At 34.3% G+C, this 20,872-nt stretch carries 19 protein-coding genes and 1 pseudogene; 7 read left to right on the top strand and 13 right to left on the bottom strand.

Going from position 1 to position 20,872, the window contains the following annotated elements; translation table 11 throughout:
* Positions 1 to 3: 3 nt before the first annotated feature.
* Positions 4 to 765 carry a 4-hydroxy-tetrahydrodipicolinate reductase gene (dapB, locus tag BKH42_RS01390; RefSeq protein ID WP_095294405.1) on the top strand — a complete coding sequence of 254 codons (762 nt, stop codon included), beginning with the start codon at positions 4 to 6 and terminating at the stop codon, positions 763 to 765.
* A gap of 98 nt (positions 766 to 863) precedes the next feature.
* Positions 864 to 1,250: pseudogene (locus tag BKH42_RS01395) on the top strand (type I restriction-modification system subunit M N-terminal domain-containing protein); the annotation flags it as partial.
* Positions 1,251 to 1,485: 235 nt separating this feature from the next.
* On the opposite strand, the gene BKH42_RS01405 reads toward BKH42_RS01395, so the two are convergent.
* Genes BKH42_RS01405 through fliQ form a run of 4 tightly spaced genes read right to left on the bottom strand, consistent with a single transcriptional unit; the run spans position 1,486 to position 4,438 of the window.
* Entirely contained in the window at positions 1,486 to 1,692 is a 207-nt protein-coding gene (locus BKH42_RS01405; RefSeq protein WP_095294054.1) for a 4-oxalocrotonate tautomerase family protein, read from the bottom strand.
* 9 nt (positions 1,693 to 1,701) lie between these two features.
* Positions 1,702 to 3,390, bottom strand: coding sequence for a conjugal transfer protein TraF (traF, locus tag BKH42_RS01410; RefSeq protein WP_095294056.1), 1,689 nt, complete (start codon positions 3,388 to 3,390; stop codon positions 1,702 to 1,704).
* Positions 3,391 to 3,401: 11 nt separating this feature from the next.
* Complete coding sequence (locus BKH42_RS01415; RefSeq protein ID WP_095294058.1) at positions 3,402 to 4,175, bottom strand: UDP-N-acetylmuramate dehydrogenase; 774 nt, start codon at positions 4,173 to 4,175, stop codon at positions 3,402 to 3,404.
* Positions 4,172 to 4,438: a flagellar biosynthesis protein FliQ gene (gene fliQ, locus BKH42_RS01420; RefSeq protein ID WP_095294060.1), complete on the bottom strand. Its 267-nt coding sequence runs from the start codon at positions 4,436 to 4,438 to the stop codon at positions 4,172 to 4,174. Before fliQ ends, BKH42_RS01415 begins: the two co-directional genes overlap by 4 nt.
* 128 nt (positions 4,439 to 4,566) lie before the next feature.
* On the opposite strand from fliQ, the gene BKH42_RS01425 reads away from it, so the two are divergent.
* The 4 genes from BKH42_RS01425 to BKH42_RS01440 all read left to right on the top strand — a co-directional run bounded on the left by BKH42_RS01425 (position 4,567) and on the right by BKH42_RS01440 (position 9,771).
* Complete coding sequence (locus BKH42_RS01425) at positions 4,567 to 6,051, top strand: bifunctional indole-3-glycerol phosphate synthase/phosphoribosylanthranilate isomerase (RefSeq protein WP_095294062.1); 1,485 nt, start codon at positions 4,567 to 4,569, stop codon at positions 6,049 to 6,051.
* 8 nt (positions 6,052 to 6,059) lie between these two features.
* Entirely contained in the window at positions 6,060 to 7,325 is a 1,266-nt protein-coding gene (trpB, locus tag BKH42_RS01430) for a tryptophan synthase subunit beta (protein WP_095294064.1), read from the top strand.
* A complete protein-coding gene (gene trpA / locus BKH42_RS01435) occupies positions 7,322 to 8,074 on the top strand; it encodes a tryptophan synthase subunit alpha (protein ID WP_095294066.1) in 753 nt (250 codons plus the stop codon). Before trpB ends, trpA begins: the two co-directional genes overlap by 4 nt.
* A gap of 131 nt (positions 8,075 to 8,205) precedes the next feature.
* Positions 8,206 to 9,771, top strand: coding sequence for an amidohydrolase (locus BKH42_RS01440; protein ID WP_095294068.1), 1,566 nt, complete (start codon positions 8,206 to 8,208; stop codon positions 9,769 to 9,771).
* 15 nt (positions 9,772 to 9,786) lie between these two features.
* Here the strand turns inward: BKH42_RS01440 and BKH42_RS01445 are convergent, their stop codons facing one another.
* From BKH42_RS01445 to BKH42_RS01485, 9 genes are all read right to left on the bottom strand, one after another.
* Entirely contained in the window at positions 9,787 to 10,995 is a 1,209-nt protein-coding gene (locus tag BKH42_RS01445; protein ID WP_095294070.1) for an LL-diaminopimelate aminotransferase, read from the bottom strand.
* Between the two features lie 8 nt (positions 10,996 to 11,003).
* Positions 11,004 to 11,774, bottom strand: a complete 771-nt coding sequence (locus BKH42_RS01450; protein WP_095294072.1) for a hypothetical protein — start codon at positions 11,772 to 11,774, stop codon at positions 11,004 to 11,006.
* A gap of 53 nt (positions 11,775 to 11,827) precedes the next feature.
* Positions 11,828 to 12,841, bottom strand: a complete 1,014-nt coding sequence (locus BKH42_RS01455; RefSeq protein ID WP_095294074.1) for a hypothetical protein — start codon at positions 12,839 to 12,841, stop codon at positions 11,828 to 11,830.
* Position 12,842: 1 nt separating this feature from the next.
* Positions 12,843 to 13,520: a 23S rRNA (guanosine(2251)-2'-O)-methyltransferase RlmB gene (gene rlmB, locus BKH42_RS01460; protein ID WP_095294076.1), complete on the bottom strand. Its 678-nt coding sequence runs from the start codon at positions 13,518 to 13,520 to the stop codon at positions 12,843 to 12,845.
* Complete coding sequence (gene rsmI, locus BKH42_RS01465) at positions 13,517 to 14,377, bottom strand: 16S rRNA (cytidine(1402)-2'-O)-methyltransferase (protein WP_095294078.1); 861 nt, start codon at positions 14,375 to 14,377, stop codon at positions 13,517 to 13,519. The genes rlmB and rsmI overlap by 4 nt, the downstream gene beginning before the upstream one ends.
* A 4-nt stretch (positions 14,378 to 14,381) precedes the next feature.
* Positions 14,382 to 14,585, bottom strand: a complete 204-nt coding sequence (gene rpmE / locus BKH42_RS01470) for a 50S ribosomal protein L31 (RefSeq protein ID WP_095294080.1) — start codon at positions 14,583 to 14,585, stop codon at positions 14,382 to 14,384.
* A gap of 75 nt (positions 14,586 to 14,660) precedes the next feature.
* Positions 14,661 to 16,235: a dipeptide ABC transporter ATP-binding protein gene (locus BKH42_RS01475; RefSeq protein WP_095294082.1), complete on the bottom strand. Its 1,575-nt coding sequence runs from the start codon at positions 16,233 to 16,235 to the stop codon at positions 14,661 to 14,663.
* Positions 16,210 to 17,241, bottom strand: coding sequence for an ABC transporter permease (locus BKH42_RS01480; RefSeq protein ID WP_095294084.1), 1,032 nt, complete (start codon positions 17,239 to 17,241; stop codon positions 16,210 to 16,212). Before BKH42_RS01480 ends, BKH42_RS01475 begins: the two co-directional genes overlap by 26 nt.
* A gap of 90 nt (positions 17,242 to 17,331) precedes the next feature.
* On the bottom strand, positions 17,332 to 19,599 hold the full coding sequence (locus BKH42_RS01485) for a TonB-dependent receptor (RefSeq protein ID WP_095294086.1): 2,268 nt from the start codon (positions 19,597 to 19,599) through the stop codon (positions 17,332 to 17,334).
* Between the two features lie 218 nt (positions 19,600 to 19,817).
* Between BKH42_RS01485 and BKH42_RS01490 the strand changes: the two genes are divergently transcribed.
* Positions 19,818 to 20,639, top strand: coding sequence for a CPBP family intramembrane glutamic endopeptidase (locus BKH42_RS01490; protein WP_095294088.1), 822 nt, complete (start codon positions 19,818 to 19,820; stop codon positions 20,637 to 20,639).
* Positions 20,640 to 20,872 lie beyond the last annotated feature (233 nt).

A 20,872-nucleotide genomic window follows, 5' to 3' on the forward strand; every position in this document is an offset into this window, starting at 1 on the left:
AATATAATGAAAATAGGTGTATTTGGTGCAACTGGAAGAGTAGGAAAACTACTCCTAGAAGAAATCAAAGAAGATAAGTCATTAGAGTTAGGCAGTATTTTTATTCGCAAGGAATTAAATATTTCCCTCTCAAAAGATATTTTGGTCACAAACGATCTAAAAACCTTCGTTCAAAATTCTGATATCATTATTGATTTTTCACTTCCAGAAGCGACCAAAACACTTTTATCCACTCTCTCTTCCCATCCAAAACCCATCGTATGTGGAACAACAGGGCTAGGAGATTCGGAACTAAAAACCATAGATAAACTCTCCAAGAGTATGCCCATACTCTATGCTACTAATATGTCTCAAGGAATTGCAATGTTAGGAGAAGTGGCCACTATGCTCTCTAGAACGCTTAAAGAAGCTGATATAGAGATTTGCGAGATTCATCATCGATACAAAAAAGACGCCCCCAGCGGTACAGCACTCACGCTCGGGCAAAAATGCGCAAAAGCAAGAGGGCTTGATTTTGACAAAATTCGCATATCTGGCAGAGATGGCAATATAGGCCAAAGAAGCAACGATGAAATCGCACTGATGAGTCTAAGAGGCGGGGATGTAGCAGGGAGGCACACTATTGGATTTTATATGGATGGGGAATACATAGAGATCACCCACAATGCAACTTCCCGCCTAACCTTTGCAAAAGGAGCCTTAAAAGCTGCCAAATGGCTTATCAATCAAAAAAATGGTCTTTATGACATCAATGATATTTTTTAAAAGTATTTTAAAAAATTAAATTTTGAGATATAATCAACGCAAAAAAATCATTGGAAATTACTGTGGCAAAACAAAAAAATCAACCCGAATCGCTCTAAATAACCCTTTGGAAAAGTGCTGATAAACTCCGAAAAAATATCGATGCTGCTGAGTATAAGCACATCGTGCTAGGTCTTGTATTTCTAAAATATATCTCTGATAGTTTCCTTGAACTTTACAATTCCCTATTAGATCAAAAAGATGCTGTGGGGGGGGGGGATGAAGAGGATAAAGACGAATACAAAGCCGAAAATGTCTTCTTCGTCCCTCCTAGTGCTAGGTGGGATCATCTCCAAAACAGTGCAAAATTATCAAATATCGGAAAAATACTCGATGATGCGATGGATCAGATCGAAAAGGAAAATCCATCCTTAAAAGATGTCCTCCCAAAAAACCTAGATCCAAAAGCCTTAGGGGAACTCATAGATCTCATAGGAAATATTTCCTTAGGAGATGCCAAGCTAGGAGTGCTGATGGCGTATTGATTGGACTATTAAAGAAAGTGTTCAAGCAAAATTAAGAACCACCATCAAAAGAACTTTGAGAGAGTTTGGTTATCCTCCGAATATGCAGGTTCTAGCAACAGAAACAGTGGTAAAACAAGCCGAAATAATAGCTAGTGAAATATAACCGATTAAAGCGAGATTTAAATCTCAAAAACCAAGTTTGTGATTTTTCTATCTAGACTTTTTTCTGTTGTGCATCTAAATCAGTCAAAAGCTTCTCACCCTTAGCAAAACTATCCCTATCAAATTCTGTGAAACTAATATACACACTCTCTTTTGGCTTTCGTGCCACTCTCTGCAAAGACTCAGAAACATCTCTAGCAATCTCTCGTTTTTGCTCGGCACTAAGCTTTCCACCGACTTTTATATCAACATAGGGCATTTTTTCTCCTCACCAACTAAACCCGCCACCAAGTTTCAAGCTAATATAACTTGGAACACGAGATCCTGAAATATCTGTTAATTTAAGATTTGATTGAAGTGCTAGATCTAAAAAACCTAAAATATTAATTCCCCCAGTGAGTATCACGCCCTCCCCTGCTTGACTTTGAAAATCATACATACTTCCAAAACGGAAATCAACATATTTAAAATCAAACATAATTCCCCCACCAATCATTTGATTTTTTGGGGAAAGATATGAAAGAGTATTATTAGGCTTGAGATCTATATCCATAGCTAGAGATAAAAAATGCCATTCATAAGAAATTCCCGCACGAACTTGCGATTCAAGAATGATTTTTTGATTATTGCCAAGCGAAATGACGGGAGCATTGATATTTTTTGCCACAATACCTACGGTTAAATCTTTATAATTATATAAACCCCCAATATCTATACCAAATGTATTTTGAGGAGCTGGAACACTACCTACATTTATACCATCAGAAATGGTATTAAAAGATCCCTTTTGATTCACGCTCTGACCAAATGCAAAGATATATTTAGCCGCAAAGCCTATACTAAGATTTCCAAAAGGTGTATAAAAGGCTTGTCCATAACCAATTGGTATTTCTCCCAAAAGTAAATCTGTAGCTTGTATGTGATGCTCTGCATCATCACTTAGGATTGAATAATTATCATAATCTGATTTATTAGAATTACTTAAGGTAATATCATTATTATTCACATCTATTCTCACATAGTTGCCATCTGAAGAAGTGATAATTTGATTATGGGTAGGATCAAAACTTGCATTAGCAGAGAAAAAAGCACTTCCAAATATACCAAAAGCAATAGCACCTCTTCCATCAACTCCATTCCCTCCTATCTGCCCTATTAGTCCATTTTGAGTATTAAAACTCAAATCATTTTTATCCAATGCTTTTTTTATGATATCTAGGCTTTTGATAAGATTTTCAGTATCGGGACTAGAAGTCAGTTTTACAGTTCCTAGTGTATTTAAAATATCATTCACATTAATATTTCCATTTTGACCTTTATTGGCTAAATCAGCGATTCCATTGACTTGTTCAGGAGTTAAATTTTGGATAATATTTTTTAAAATACCTGTGTTATCGCCACTTTTGTCAATCGCATCAAGTATCTGACCTTGAAGATAATTAAAAGCATTATAACCACTAGCATTCAAGGAGCCATCTGAGAGAGTTGTGGCAGCTTTAAATTGCGCTATTGCATCATCTATGCTTGCAGCATTTTTGATTTTATCGCCCTCTGCTCCGCCAATAGCATTTCCTAACAAAGTTTTAATATCGCCAAGCTGAGAAAATACATCATCAGCTCCACCAGAGACACCACTAGCTCCGGCAAGAATAGCACCTCCAACCGAAGAACTTGAATTCCCCTCAATAGAGATATTCTTTATATCATCTACCTTTACATTTGCCAAATTCAGCAAATTGGTTTCTCTAACATTAGTGCCAAAACTATAGGCAAATCTTGATTTTCTATCCATCCCAAGCAATGCAGGATTATAATAAAGTGCCCACTGTGAATTTCTAAGGGCAACCCCTGCTCCCCCCATACTTGAAGAAATATTTCCCATAGATCCAAACTCAAGAGCATCTAAGGCAATACCAAACAAAGAACCTGCTAGAATCATTTTAGAAATTTGTCTCATGAATCCTCCTTTTATATTATTATAACTTCTTCTTGAAGCTTGACACCATATTCATCAAAAACTCTTTTTTTGCCTAAATCAATCAAATTTATAGCATCTTCAAAACTACCCTTTCCAAGATTGATTAAAAAATTTGCGTGTTCTTTTGAGAAACCAACATCCCCTATATTATATCCTTTTAAACCTACAGATTCCAATAATTTTCCTGCAAAATTTCCTTCAGGATTTTTAAAGCAACTTCCACAGCTTGGTTTTTTTGGATGTGAAGAACGCATCGTTTCAAATGTTTTGACCAATTCAGTTCTGAAACCAGATATTTTTTTGAATCTTGCTGCTAGTATCACACCCTTTATATCACTACTGCGATAACCCATAGAAAGACTATTCACATCAACCCATTTCCCATCAATACACACACAATCCAAAACATTTTTAATTTCATATTCTTTCATTCCTGCATTCATCTTAACAAGTCCGCCAAGACTTCCAGGTAAGGTACGCAAAAATTCTAATCCTGCGAGATTTAAATCCTTAAAATGTCGATAAATCTTTGCACTACTCGTTGCACCACCCACTTCAATAAAATCATTTTTATCCAAAAGATAGTCGTAATCTTCCCCCAATATGGCAATATTTTTTGCCTCATGAGAAACTAATAGATTGTTTCCATAGCCAATTATTTGAAGATCTTCGTTTATATCCTGAAGATTTTGTATAACTTTTACAGGCAAAGAAGAGCCGATTTTTATACTAGAATATTTTGAAAAATCAATCATCTTTATCATAAAACAAACTTCGGTATAAGATTTATCAATGTCCTTGTGTAATCCAAAAGCATATTAAGCATCCAAGGCATCGTTAAAATAATCACGCCAATAACTGCTAAAATCTTAGGGACAAAAGAAAGTGTCATTTCATTTATTTGGGTTGTCGCTTGAAAAATACTCACTAACAATCCCACAATCAATCCTGCCAAAAGAATAGGCAGAGAAATAATCAAAGTGATTTTATAAGTTTCAATCGCTAATCCCATCAATTGCGATTCCAAGTTCTACTCCTATTTTTCATACAAATCTCTGCGATTATACCCAATTATTTGTGCAAAGAGACTTTATTTTAGCTTTTTATGTGTATTATTTGGATACTAAATTTCATCTTTAAAAGGATAAAATCGCAATGGTAGAGGTTTTAAAAAAAATAACCCAAAAAAGGGATCTCAAGATTTCTAATTTGGGCTTTGGCTTTGGTCAGAATATCCCTGAAAAAAGAGAAGTTCCACTATGTCCTCCAAATTTTGATCCAAATATGCCTCTAATGATTGCAGAAATAAAACGATGTTCGCCTTCAGCAGGACAAATTGGAGAAATCACAAACCCTATCAAGTTGGCACAAACATACCTAAATAACGGTGCAAAAGTTATTTCTATTCTGACTGAAGAAGATTACTTTAACGGAACTCTAGCAGATCTTATATCGGTCAAAAATACCTTCAAAAATGCCACTATCTTAAGAAAGGATTTCATTCAATATGCTGAGGAAATAAAAATATCATATCTAGCTGGAGCCGATATGATACTCATCATCATTGCGATGTTTATGGGTGAAAAAACAAAAGAAGAAGAACTTCAAAAAATTTTATCTGAATGCAAAAGCTATTCCCTAACGCCACTTTTTGAAATACATAATCAAGAAGAATGTGATTTTGCTCTCAAGTTAAATCCATCTATTTTGGGCATTAATTCTAGAAATTTGAACACTTTTGATATTGATAAAAATAAAGCATTGAATCTCAAAACATTCATTCCAGGCCATATCAAAACTATTTTTGAATCTGGTATAGATTCAAGTTTTGATGGGTATCTTGTTGGGAGTTTTGGATTTGATGGAATGCTTTGTGGGAGTTACTTAGTAAAAAATGAAGGTAAAAATCTTCCAAACCTCATCAAGGCTTATCAAAAAGGCAAGAAACAAAAAAGTTCCTTTTTCCCACAAATTTTTAAAAGTCTTTATGGCACCCCCTATCCTCTCATTAAAATTTGCGGTATTACAAACATTGATGATGCTATTGCTTGTGCAGAGGCTGGAGCAGATTTGATTGGATTTATTATGGCGGATCAAAGCCCAAGATATCAAGATCAAAAATCTATCAAAGAAATATCAAAAGCTCTTAGCAGACTCTATCCTCAGATTTTAAAAGTAGGTGTTATTATGAATAAAAAAGATTCCCTTATCCGTGCAAAAGAGCTCTTTAAAGAAGGAATTTTAGATGGCTTACAACTTCATAGCTATGATTCTTCTAGTAATGAATTTGGTGGCTTTAATCTCAAAGAAGCTGATTTTAATTTCTATGTCTGCGTGAATTTTGAAAATATTTCAGATTATCCAGAAGAAACTATTTCACCTTTTGTTTTGCTTGATTCCAAAACCACGCTTGGAGGCGGTAGCGGTAAGAGTATTTCACTAACTGAACTTCAAAAATTAAAAAATACAATCAAAAATTTATTTATTGCTGGAGGTATTGGGGAAGACAATATTCATGACATTCTAGCTTTAAAACCAAAAATGCTTGATATCAACTCAAAAATAGAATCCAGTATAGGGAAAAAAGATATTAATAAACTAAAAAACATCATCAACACCATCAAATTAGCTTCTAAATAGGAAAAACAATGGAAAAAATACCCTTAAAATCTCATCATAAGTTTTTTGGTCAAGCAAAAAATTTTGGCGGACAATACATCCCTGAGATATTGCGTCCTGCACTTCTTGATCTTGAAAATGCGTATAAAAAAATATTTCCAAGCAAAACCTATCAAAGAGAACTCAAAGATTTATTAAAACATTTTGTGGGACGTCCTACCCCTCTAATATATGCAAAAAATGCTTCAAAAATTTTAGGAAATGAAATTTTTCTAAAGTTTGAAGGACTTGCCAACACAGGTGCACACAAAATAAATAACGCTGTCGGACAAGTTTTGTTAGCAAAAAAGATGGGGAAAAAAAAAGTCATCGCTGAAACAGGAGCTGGACAACACGGACTTGCTACTGCTGCAGCGGCTGCAAAGCTAGGTCTTAGCTGTGAAGTATATATGGGAGAAATTGATATTGCAAGACAAAGACCCAATGTTTTTAATATGGAACTTTTTGGAGCAAGGGTTATTAGCGTAACTTCAGGTACAAAAACACTCAAAGATGCCGTCAATGAAACCTTGAGAGTATGGAGCAAAGAAAGTTCAGAGACGTTTTATGTATTAGGAAGTGCATTGGGCCCTTATCCGTACCCCGACATTGTAAGAGATCTCCAAAGCATCATTGGAAAAGAAGTTAAAAAACAATGCAAAGATTATTTTGAAACTCTTCCTGATATTATGATAGCGTGTGTTGGAGGAGGAAGTAATTCAATAGGGTTTTTTAGCGAGTTTGTAAATGATAAAAGTGTTCGTCTTGTTGGCGTGGAGGCTGGAGGCATTGGGAATCAGGTAGGTGAAAATGCCACCCGAATGAGCAAAAATAGCAAAAAAGGCATAGCACAGGGTTATAAAAGTATTTTTTTACAAGATAACCAAGGCAATCTCTCCCCTACTCATTCTATCAGTGCAGGACTTGATTATGCAGGAATTGGCCCTCAATTAGCCTATCTAGGAACAATTGGCAGAATTGAATTTACCTCAGCACTTGATAGCAAGGTTATTGAAGCATTGAAATTTTTTGCCAAACACGAAGGCATTATTCCTGCTTTAGAATCATCTCACGCTCTAGCAGAAGTGATAAACATTTCCCAAAAAGTAAAAAACAAAAAAATCATCGCTAACATCTCTGGGAGAGGAGATAAAGATATATTTATCACAGCAAAAACTATCAACCCTAAAGATTGGGTAAAATTCCTAAAAGAAGAGATTGCGAGAATGCAAGAATTAAGGATTGATTCAAAATGAAATATAAAAAAACAAATATATTGATGGGTCATATTATCGCAGGTTATCCAACTAAAGAAATCAGCATTCAAGCAGGAATTGGGATATGTAAAGGTGGGGCAAAATACTTAGAAGTTCAGTTCCCTTTCTCTGATTCAAATGCTGATGGGCCAATCATTGAAAATGCTTCCCATCAGGCATTAGTCAATGGTTTTAATATTCAAGATGGATTTGAGATTATCAAAAATCTTAGGGTAAATACTTCTAGCAAAATATTAATCGTAGCCTATGCAAACACTATTTACGCCTACGGAATCGAAAAATTTGTCAAAAAAGCAAAACAGTGTGGAGCAGAAGGCCTTATTGTGCCCGATCTCCCATTTGAAGAAGATGAAGATTTAAGAAAAATTGCTAGCAATGAAGATTTTAAAGTGATTGAACTCATAGCACCTGGAATGAGTCCTAAGAGAATAAAAAAACTTTCAAGAACTTCAGATCCTTTTGTGTATGTGGTAGCAAGAACAGGAACCACTGGGAAAAAAACTCAAATCAATCAAGATTTATTTGAATGGATAGAGTTTGTAAAAGCTCATGCTCGCAAAAAAATAGCACTAGGCTTTGGTATTAATTCTAGCTCTCAAATTAAAGCACTTGAAGGAAAGGTTGATATTGTAGTGGTAGGAAGTTATTTTGTAGAAAAAATAACCTCAAATACACAAAATACACAGATTTCACTCCAAAAATACACATCAAATCTATTGTCTTTTTGATTTATTAGTTGCATCTAACTGTAAGTAACAATAGGTATCACTTATGGAGGTTGTGAAAATTTTTTTATCTATATATTCACTATTTGGTGTTATATTTTAATTAAGATCGTGTGAAATTTCAAAGGAAAAAAATGCAATACTTTAAAAATGCTAAAATATTTCAAGCAGAGGGAGAATTTTTCGAGGCAATGGCTATAGAGAATGGGAAAATTGCTTGGTTAGGAAAAAATGAGGATATAAAAGATAAAAATGCTTTTGATTTAGAAAACAACTTGGTTATTCCTACTTTTATTGATTCACACACCCATCCTAGTATGGTTGCAAAAAATATTGATAGGGTTCCCTGCCTACCACCACTTGTTAATTCCATAGCCGAAATGCTAGAAGCACTCAAAAAATCTCCTCAAAACACTGGGAATGAAGACGACTGGTTGGAGGGATATGGCTGGGATGAAAATGTTTTTAGTGAAAACAGACTCCCTACCTGCAAAGATCTTGATAAAATTTCTACCACTCAACCTATTATTGTTTATCATTCATCTTATCATTTAATTGTCTGCAATTCAAAGGCTATAGAAATAGCTGGTGTCAATAGAAATACTAAAGATACACAGAAGGGCAAAATAGGCAGATTTGATAATGGCGAACCTAATGGGATTTTTTATGAAATGGAAGCTATTAACCTTATTGCAAATAAACAAAAACCTGATAGCTTTGAAGATATCATAAACCAAGTCCTAAAGTTAGGGAAAAAATACGATTCATTGGGAATAAGCGGTGTGGCTGATATGCTTTGTCTTTTTCACCCTTATGATAGGATTGATATCTATCAAGAAGCCAAAAAAAGAGGGTTCAATCAAAAGGTTGTGCTTTATTATGAGTGGGGTGCGATTAAAAAGCTAGGCAAGAAGCCTTTAAAAAGAGAAGTGGGGGATATTTTTATTGGTGGTATCAAACTTTTTATGGATGGAAGCATTGCAGGAAGAACTGCCTTTATGAAAAAACCTTACCCTAACTGCGATGATGTAGGGATGAAAATGATGGATAAAGATGAATTGCTTGATGCGATTAGTTATGCTAGAGAAAATCACCTTCAAGTTTCCATTCACGTGATGGGAGATGCCTCTATTGAGTTTATTGTTAATATCTGCAAAGATATAGAGCCCTGGCTCAAAGACACACCTAATATAAGACTTGAACACGCTTCAATTATGTCTATTTCTATACTAAAAACAATGAAAGAAGCCAAAATGTCTTTTGGTATAGCTCCACAACCTATATTTCTTTTTTCTGAATATATGGCTTATAAAAATAACTTATCCAATGATTTATTAACGATGGCATATGGAATGAAAACAGATGATGAATATATTCTCACCACACTTTCTAGCGACGCGCCTGCTACACTTTGGGTAGATCCTGAAAATCTCTACACAACATTAAGTGCAAGTGTGAATCGTATCAGCTCTACTGGCGAAGATATGAATAAAAAAGAAGCCATTAGTGTTTCAAAAGCTATTGATATGCTTTCAATCAATGGAGCGAAAATAATGGGTTTAAAAGACACAGGGAAACTAGAGGTTGGATATGAAGCAAGTTTTCAAATCCTTGATAGAGATATCTTCAATATCCCCACTCAGGATCTAGCAAACATTCTCCCAAAAGAAGTGTATATCAAAGGAGAAAAAGTCTTTTGATAAAAAATTTTTAAGCTAATTGAAGTTTTTCAAAAAAGCTCTGAGGTTCCTAGAGGCTTGTCTGATACGATTTTCATTCTCTATGAGTGCGATTCTCACGTAGCCTTCTCCGTGTTCGCCAAATCCAACCCCAGGACTAAGTGCGATCTTTGCTTCTTTTAATAGTCTTTTAGAAAATTCAAGACTGCCTAAATGCTCAACACAAGGGGGGATTTTTGCCCAAATAAACATACTTGCTTTTGGTTTATTTATTTCCCATCCAGCATCCTTGAAGCTTTTTATAAGAACTTCCATTCGCTTTTCATATTTTTTCTTGATTTCTTCTACGCAATCTTGATTACCATCTAATGCAATGGTGGCTGCTATTTGCATAGGAGTGTAGATACCATAATCAATCCAGCTTTTGATTTTTTGCAATGCTGTGATCATTTTAGTACTTCCCACTACAAAACCAATTCGCCACCCAGCCATATTGTAGCTTTTACTGAGTGTATAGGTCTCAACAGCAACATCTTTTGCTCCCTGCACCTGCATAATGCTAGGGGTTTCATACCCATCATAGCATAAATCAGCATAAGCAATATCGCTGATGATATAAAAACGCTCTTGCTTTGCCAAAGCAACTAAACGTTCATAAAAACTCTTATAAGCCACAACCGTGGTAGGATTATGAGGAAAATTCACAACTACAAACTTTGGTTTAGGCATTGCCTCTTTGAGTAATCTTGATACATTATCAAAAAAATGATCTTCATCAAGCTCCATTTTTTCATTCCACTTGATACCAAACCTAGCAACATTTGCACCATTAAGTATGAAAGCATAATAATGGATAGGATAAGCAGGTTCAGCAACAATTGCATTATCACCGGGATTTGTAATTGCCTGTATCAAATGCACATAACCTTCTTTGCTTCCCATACTCACACAAACTTCATTGTTAGGATCAAGATCTACATTATATTTACGTTTATACCAGTTGCATATTCCTAAGCGTAATTTATAGATACCCTTACTTGCAGAATAACCTTGATTTTTTGGCTTAGAAATGGCTTCGCATAATTTTTGTATAATATGCTCTGGAGTAGGTCCATCAGGATTTCCCATACTGAAATCAATCACATCTTCATTGTGTTGTCGCATATCAAGCTTGATTTCATTGATAGCAGCAAACACATACTTTGGTAATCGCTTTATTTTTTCAAATTCTATCTCATCAAACATATTTTTTCCTATTCTTTATCAAAATTCTGAAAATCCACTTTGATTCCATTTTTTATGATAGCGGGATTTTGGGCATCTGTCACCATAATAAAGCCGACTCCTTCCAATATCGTTAAGGTTATTTCTTTGGCTGTAGCACTTTGAGTTATGAGATTAATAATTTGTAAATTTTTATCATAAAGGACAATTCTTGGTCTCCAAGAATTGTTATTTGAAATAATAGTGATATTTCCTTTTCCCTTTACACTAAACCAGTATTCGCCACTCACTTCAGTTACTTCAAGAGTTTGAGGAGCTTGTATTTCTTTGGTATTGGCAAGTTTAGGATCTATAAGTTCAACATCATACTCCCAATCTGAAATAGAATTTCTCTTAATATCCAAAAAAATATATCCTCGTTTGGCTAATTCGTTGATGATGATAGAAGGATCCAATGCATGTTCAGTCGAAAAACTAAAAACTATCTTTGACATGCCTTTTTTATATTGTGCTTGTGATACTGCAAAATACGAATAACCCATGGAAGAAAGTGCACTATTAATACTTCTAGCTAAAAAAATTGGTGTCGTCTGTGAAGCAAATGTTATATTTAAATCGCCAGGTTGATTGAATTTTAATATCAATAACCCATTATCCTTGAGTGTGGTCACAACTTTTTTAATATCAAGTCTTCCATCTAAATAAAAACTGTCTCTATTTTCAAAAATCCTATTAATAAAATTTTTATTCACATTATAAGATTGGATTCCTATAAGATTCTGAACTTTTTCATCAAGCATATCTCCCCACAAGGTAAATAAAAACAGAAAAAAGCAGAAGAAAAACTTTCTCATTATTGTTCTTGAGTAGGCTCTTGAGCACTCAATTCCAAATATTTTGAATATTTAATCTGTTTGAGCCCATCTTTTGGAGTGTATAAAAATCTCAAGGGATAGGCCTTGTCATAATCCACTCTTTCAGCATTAGATTCTATGCTAAGCTCCCCGTGGCCAAAAGATATCAGCAAACTGTCATCTCCAGCTTTTATCAAATAATCATCTTGAATAATGGTTTGTTTTTTTTCTTTAGTGTTTAGATCTATCACCTCTAACCAGAGGCTTTTTTTTGGAGTTACTAAAATCTCACGAGAACCAAGATTGCTTTGTTTGACTTCTTCAATAGCATTAACTTCCCTAGGAGAAACAACTTCCTCATCAGAAGGAGCAGGAACTAAATTATCAACCCTATTCATAGATTTGGAATCCATTTGGGGTTTAATTTCATTCATATGAGAAATTGGATTATTTTTAGAATTTGCAGTAGCTTTATTATCTGAGAAAATCTGATTTTGATCTTTATTGTCAAATTCAAGGGGTTGATTATATTTGTCTATATTTTCTTCTTCAATACTAGTATTTTGAATGGGTCTATCTATGATCTGCGAATCAGAATAATGAAAAAGACTTTTATAAACAAAATATCCAGCCAAAACAACAACTATCAAACCAATTAAAATATAAAATCGCTTTTTTGAAGTGAGTTGTTTTTTTCTTTCTTCTATCAAGTCGTCTTTTTCCTTTTGAGTATCCAAATAAAGATTACTTGTGGAATTCTCAACACTTAAACTTCTTCCATCATCTTGGTTATCAAAATCTATAAAAAATCGCTCGTCATATTCTTTAAGCCAAGGACTCAAATCAACCTTATATTCACGTTCAAGTATTTTTAAAAATCCAACTACACGCACCCTTTGAACATTAGAAAATCTTTTTTCTAGTATATCTTCTATCTTGTTCATAGAAATCTTTGTTGTTTTATTGATTTCTCTCACACCAATTTTCTTGAGTATATCTATTGCTTCATCCATTTCAAGACATCCTATTGATTAAAATTCCAGCTGCTACGCTTACATTAAGTGAATTGAAACCACTTTTTATTTTGACTGACACTATTTTATCAAGTTTTGATAAAATTTTCCTATTCAATCCATCGCCTTCATTACCCAAAAATAAAGCCCACTTGCTTTTAACATTCACTTCTTGAATATTCTCACCCCTCATATCTGCTCCATAGCAAAAAAAATCTTCATTTTTTAACTCATTAATAATATCTAAAATATTTTTGGATATACAAAATGGAATATCCAGCATCGCACCCACACTTGAACGCAAAACGCCTTCATAAGAAATGCTTTCTGAAACTCCTAAAATAATTCCATCTACCCCAAGACAATAGGCACTTCTAAAAATAGCACCTATATTTCCAACATCAGTAATACCACAAAGCACTAAAAGTTTATCAAATTTTTTGATATCTTTTAAAGGGGTTTGTGCGGGAGGAATAATCTTTGCCAAAAATCCCTGATGATTCCCTCCCTTTGCTAGGGATTGTGCTTTTTTATTATCCAAACGCAAGATCACCTGATTGTTTCTAGCTATCATAGAAAAAAGCTTGGGTTCAATGTCTTTAGAAAGATAGATCTCTTGAATTTTTTCACGATGATGCTCTAATAGATACATAATAACCTGTTTTCCATAAACGATCATTTAGATTGTCCTTCTTTGCAGATTTCTTCATAAATAGTTTTAATATCTTTATTTTCAAGCTTAGCAAGAATTTTAGCTTTTATCTTAGGTGGCATATCCATTTGTACTACTTGGGTCAAACTCAATGAAGGCTCTAACACTTTTTCTACACTCATCACTAAAGCCCACTCACCACTTATATTAGATTTTTTTATTTGTTCTAGCACATCTATTGTCTTTCCATGGAAAAATTTTTGATGCACTTTGGTCATTTCCTTAATAGCAAATAAATCAGCATCTGGGTACAAAGAAGCAATATCCTCCAAAGACTTCAAAATCCGATGTGGGCTCTCATACATAACAATCACAATATCTTGATCTAGAGTAGAAATACCTTTTATAATGTTACTGATATGATCTTTTCTGTCTTTTTGTTTGTGTGGCAAAAAACCCGTGAATAAAAACCCATCAGAATGTATGCCAGAGAAACAATAAGCATTCACGCCTGCACTAGCTCCAGGCAAAACATCATAGGGAATATTATTATTGATTGCATATGCAACCAGACTCACCCCAGGATCACTCACACAAGGCATTCCCGCATCACTCATAAAAACAACATTTTTTTCAAAAAAACTTTTATCAACAGAGGCTAAAAATTCTTTTTCATTATGGGAGTGAAACGAAATAAACTGTTTGGTATCAAAAATTGTAGGAAAATTATCCTGAACAAGGGGATTTTTTTCAAGAAGAGAAATAAGTTTCTTGCTAACCCTAATATCCTCACACATCAGTACATCTGAATCTGCTAAAACCTTCAAAGCACGAAGAGTAATATCAGCCAAATTGCCTATAGGCGTGGGCAAAAGGGTTAGCACAAAATTATTTTAGACTGTATTTTTGCTTGAATTTTTCAACCCTACCAGCTGCATCGGCTATTTTATCGCTGCCTGTATAAAAGGGATGACAAAAACTTGATATATCAATCCTGAGTTCACTTTTTGTGCTCAATACCTCAATTTCTTTCCCACTTGTAACACAAGTAACCTTACAAGGGACGTATTCTGGATGAATGCCTTTTTTCATAAATATTCCTTAAAAATTTTTACATCACTGTGCAATTCTAGCCTAAATATGCTTAGAATTTATTAAAAGCATTCCTTAAGTTGGCAACCTCAAAGATAACAATCTTTGCGTATAGGTATTCTTTGGGTTGCTGAATACTTCTTTAACATTCCCATACTCCATCATTTTACCTTTATAAAGAACTATGACATCATCACATACAGACTCAATCACATCTAAGTCATGACTGATAAATAAATAACTCAATTCATATTCTTTTTGAAGTTTTAAAAGCAGCTCAAGTACAATTTTCTGCATACTCTTATCAAGTGCGGATGTAGGCTCATCTAAAATAATAATTTTAGGCTTTAAAGCAATTGCCCTAGCAATAGCCACTCTTTGTCTCTGTCCTCCACTTAATTGATGAGGATAGAACTCCATAAAACTAGCATCAAGACCTACAGATTCGAGAATTTTACTAATTCCTTTATGGTTTTTTTGATTGCCTAATCTCAAAGCTTCAAAAATAATATCACCCACCCTCATTCTAGGATTTAAAGAAGCGTAAGGATCTTGAAAAACGATTTGGATATTTTTTCGATAAGGTTTGAATTTTTTTTGGTTCATCTTATGCACTTCATCACCTAAAATCCATTCTTCTCCCACACTTTCTACTAATTTTAAAATCCCCATTGCTAAAGTACTTTTTCCACTTCCAGATTCCCCCACTATACCTATTGTTTGTCCGCTATAAAGACTTAAAAATATTCCGCTTATGATTGTATTTTCACTTTTATCAAAAAAGAACTTTGATTTTGGATAGCTCACCGCAAAATCTTTAATCTCAAGCACTTTTTTATCTCCTGCTGAGAGTGTTTTTTGAGGCAATATTAAAGCATCTAAAAGTTTTTTAGTATAAGCATGTTTAGGAGAAGAAAAAACCTCCTGCGTACTCCCACTTTCGCAAATTTTACCCTCACTCATCACATAGACTCTGTGGGCAAAATTTTTTACGATACCTAAATCGTGACTGATAAATAAAATAGCTATTTTATTTATTTCGCTTAACCGATAGAGTAAATCTAAAATCTGTTTTTGAATACCCATATCTAGGGCTGTAGTTGGTTCATCGCATATCAAAAGTTTAGGATGATTCACTATTGCCATAGCAATAGCCACTCTTTGTCTCTGGCCACCACTAAGTTCATAAGGGTAGCGATTTTTTAGAACTACATCTAATCCAACTTGTTCAAAAACCTCATCTACCTTCTTATTCATAATCTTTGAACCTAGATGCCGCTGATGCAAAAAAAGAGATTCCAAAACTTGCTTACCAACCTTCTGAAGTGGATTCAAACTACCTAGAGGCTCTTGAGCAATGTATCCAATTTCCTTGCCTCGAAGAAATTGTATTGAGCTTGTTTTTAATTTCAGTAAGTCCTTGCCATCAAATTCAATATTTCCGCTCCTAATAAAAATATCTGAATAAAGTCTTAATATCATATTAGAGAGAAAACTTTTCCCGCTTCCAGATTCACCAACAAGCCCCACCCTCTGTGCTAGAGAAATATCTAAATCAATATCTTTAAGCCCAAAACCATTTAAAAAGCCACAATTCAAAGACTTAATACTTAGTAATGGGGATTTATTTGACATTTGAATCAAAGGCATCTCTAACCCCCTCCCCTATAAAAACCAAAATAGAAAGTAAAATGGCCACTGCCATAAAACCTACAATGCCAATATGAGGAGAAGTGAGATTGTTTTTGCCTTGCGAGAGAAGTTCTCCTAAAGAAGCACTTCCAACAGGCATACCAAAACCCAAAAAGTCAAGACTAGTAAGCGTGGCGATACTTCCTGCCATAATAAAAGGAACATAAGTGATGGTCGCCACAAGCGCATTGGGCAAAATATGATAGAAAATAATCCTAAAATCACTTGTTCCTAGTGCTTTAGAGGCCTTTACATAATCCATATTCCTGCCTCTTAAAAATTCAGCACGAACAACCCCAACTAGGCTCATCCAGCTAAAAATAAGAACTAAAGCCAAAATCCACCAAAAATTTGGTGCAACAAAACTAGAAATAATAATCACTAAAAATAGCATCGGTATGCCACTCCAAATTTCTACAAAGCGTTGCCCAAATAAATCTAATACGCCCCCATAATATCCTTGCAAAGCACCCACACTAACACCAATCACAACACTAAAAAAACTCAAAACAAGAGCAAAAATAATCGAAATTCTATACCCATAAAGAAGTCTTGCACTCACATCTCTAGCTTGATCATCAGTGCCTAACCAGTGTTTTAAGCTAGGGGAATTGGGGGCAGGAGAGTCCAAATCCATTATAATCGTATCATAACTGTAAGGAATGATAGGATAGATAACAAAAGCATTTTGAAGAAGTTTTTTTACATCAGGGTCATTGTAATTAGCCTCTGTGTCAAAATCACCACCAAAGGTTGTTTCAGGATAACTAACAAAAATAGGAAAATAAACCCTGTGATCTTGATAGATAAACAGAGGTTTTTGATTTGCAATAAAATCTGCTCCCATGGAGGTGACAAATAAAATAACAAAAATCCATAAAGAATAAAATGCCCTTTTGTTTTTACAAAATACATTCCATCTGCGTTTAAATATAGGAGAATTCGTAAAACCAAAAAAGCTCATTTTAGACCAATCCCCTTGTTTCTAAGAATTGTACAAAATTATTATAAATTTATAATAATTTTATTTGAGGATTTAATCCCCAAATAAAACCTAAAACTCGGTTGCAAGGGTTAAAAAATATCTCCTTCCTTCATAACTCGCATTCCAAAGATTAATAAGATTATCCTGTGCACCCTTGCCTTTCTCATAAGATCTATAATCAATAAAATTAGTATTTAAAAGATTTTGAATTCCAAGACTTATGCGAAAATTCTTATTGATTTTGTAATTGACTCCAAGATTTAAAACATAATATGGCTTATACCATTTAGCGAGATAATCTCCCCAAACTTTCGCAATATTTGGCTCTTTTTTGCTCCCTGCATTTCTATATCTTTCAGATTTATATACACCTTGCAAATATACATCTACTTTCCCCATCACATCATAACCTAAACTTAAATTAACCTGATGTTTTGGAGTGTTGGTAATAGGATTTCCTTTGCTTTTACCTGTGAGTTGCTCACTTTGCATAAAAGTATAGTTCAAATCAACTCTAAAGCCATAGATAGGTTTGATAGAAAATGTACTTTCTATGCCTTGAGAATATGCCTCATCCACATTCAAGTTAATACTACAGCCAATACTAGCACTATCGTGTCCAACAACATAGGGATTGAAACAACCAGGATCGCCATACTTTAGAGAGTCTCTATTGATCTTGTTTTTGTAATTATTTCTGAAATAAATAGCAGAAAAATCGACATATTCAAAATCAAGAGCAAAGCCACCCTCATAACTCACAGAAGTTTCAGGTTTAAGATCTTTATTGCCCAAAAATGGTGCTCCACCTTGAGCACCATAACCAAATGCAGAAGTAGTGGTCTCACTCAAATAAGGCTGCTTATACCCCGTAGAAACCCCACCTCTTAACTGAAACCACTCAATAGGATTATAAGTCAAGTACGCACGAGGAGAAATATTATTGCCAAATTGCTGATCGTAGGTATATCTAGCACCTAATGTAAGGATAATATTATCTAAAAAAATACTTTGATTTTCTAGATACACAGAAACCTGATTTTTTAATGTATTCACTCCATTTGGGGTTGCATATGGATTATAGTTAGTAGTGGTTAGCGTCTTATCAGTATTCATACCCGCCTTTGAACTATCGTGACTCACAGGATATGGATTAGTCCCATATGGTGAATCATGAAAAGTTTGTAACCAATATTGTGCTCCTAAGGTGAGAGTATCTGCAAACCAGCTATTAGTATAAACAGGCACATTAAACTGTGTTTGCAAAATCATATCATTGCCTTTAATGTCTCTATTTTCGTGGCTTGAATCAGTGAGTGATTTTTGATAAGGAACAACACGCCCCCTATTCACGGTATTATTGTATTGCAAAGTACTCTTACTCTCGCCCCAATCATAACTCCCTATATGTGCCAAAACATAGTTATATCGATAATTCACATAAAACTCTGGCGAAGAAGTAAAATCACCGAGCTGCTTTTGTCTATTATCATAATTTTGATAGCCATTTGCAAAATCAAAATAAAAATAATTCTTCTCGTCCATAGCATAAGCCAATCTCAATCCTATGTTGTAGATATTTCCTTCAGTTGGATTCCCGATATAGCCTGGAGTGGATGTTTTGGTAGTTCCATCTATTGCTTTATATTGAAAATCTACATTTGAGGCATTACGATAGGTATAATTCCCTCTTAACTGAAAGGCAAGTTTATTTTTGATGATTGGGCCTGAAGTATAAAAATTTGCACCGTAATAGTTGCTAAATTCCTTGCGTTCATTGATTGTAGTTTGAAACTCTATGGCACTTTCATATTCGGTCATATTAGGTTTTTTGAGAATAATATTCACCACCCCACCAAGTGCATCACTTCCATAAAGTGTGCTCATAGGGCCTCGTATGACTTCAATATGATCAATAGCCACCCTAGTAGGCATAAAGCTTGTCAATGCTTGTGCCCAACCATAATTCTCCGTACCCACATCTCCTCCCACATCTTGACGCAAACCATCTACAAGATAGAGAGTATAAGTCGCAGGCAATCCTCTGATAGAAATTTCATAGCCTCCTGTTTTACCTTGTCCTGTTCCAATATCCACGCCAGGTACATTAAACACCGCTCCAGCTAAATCGTGATAATCTACTTCTTGCAAATTCTTCTCTCCAATCACAGATATAGAGGCGGGAGCATCTTTTATATCTTGTGCAAATCCTGAAGCAGAAACGACAGATTTTTCAAGCACATAAGCCTTCTCTCCTCCTTTTTTGCTTTCATCTGCTAAAAGCAAAAAAGGAGACAAAATAGCACAACCCAAACATAAAATTCTATTTTTATTCATACAATAGCCTTTGTAGTTGATATTAAAAATGAGATATTATTATAATCATTATTAATTTTATATAAAAATGAAATATTATTTAATAAAATCCATCTAAAAACTAAAACGCAATGAAGTTTTGATCAAATAGATTAAAAAGTAGTAAAAAATATAAACTAATTGAATTTAAATAAAAATTATGCAATAATATGAAATCTTATAAAACAAGGGGTTGTCTTATGTGGATTTTATTGGCTCTATCTTTGATTTTTTTGTCTTGGAAAAAAATTTTCTCACTCTTTGCACTCACAGCGGTTTTAATCATAGCAACTTTTCAGGGCTTCATCATACTTCCGACATTGGGTATTTTGATAGTGATTTTTTGTATTGCCTTTCTGCATTGGTATTATGATAATGAACGCATCATATTTGTCATCACCGAAATTTTATTACTCATAACTGTGGTGGCATTATTTTTCCATCTCATTCCTGGTTTCAACAATCCAAAAATACTAGATAAAGTTCTAATAGGAGAACACAGCACATTGTTTTCAATGTATTTTAATCTAGACAAGTCCCTTGTTACCTTTGTTTTGTTTTTTACTATACCTACATTATTTTTAACCAAAACCTCCAAAAATCAAACCCCCTCAAAGTGGTGTGTATTGATTTTGAGTGTACCTGTTTTACTTATCATCGCCTTATTGTTGGGAGGACTAAGAATTGAACACCATTTTCCAGCTTGGATATGGCAATTTGTATTAGCAAATTTATTTTTTGTTTCTCTTGCAGAAGAGGCCCTTTTTAGAGGATATATCCAGCAACGTTTGGATAAATTCATAGGGGCCATCCCTGCTCTTTTGATCGCTTCAATACTGTTTGGACTCATTCACTATCAGGGAGGATATTTACTAGTCATATTCTCAATACTTGCAGGAATAATCTACGGAATAGCTTGGATGTGGAGTGGAAGATTATGGGTGAGTGCATTTTTTCACTTTGGATTAAACCTAATCCACCTACTCTTCTTCACCTACCCTGCCTATAATCCACATTTATGATAATAAAACCCATACCGAAAACCATAACCCATCAATGGGAACATGGTTGTGGTGAATGCAATGCGTTTGTTTTGTGTAAAAATACCTATGAAGAGTTTCTCAAAAGATTCAACTAGTTTTCAATAACGCTAAACAATCTCAAAGCTAAGAATTCACGTCCTCGCTCTTGTTCAAACCAATCCATTTTTATTAAAACAATGTTAAAATCCCCTATCTCATCAAACCTAGAAATC

Source organism: Helicobacter sp. 13S00482-2, from assembly GCF_002272795.1.
Lineage (GTDB): Bacteria > Campylobacterota > Campylobacteria > Campylobacterales > Helicobacteraceae > Helicobacter_J.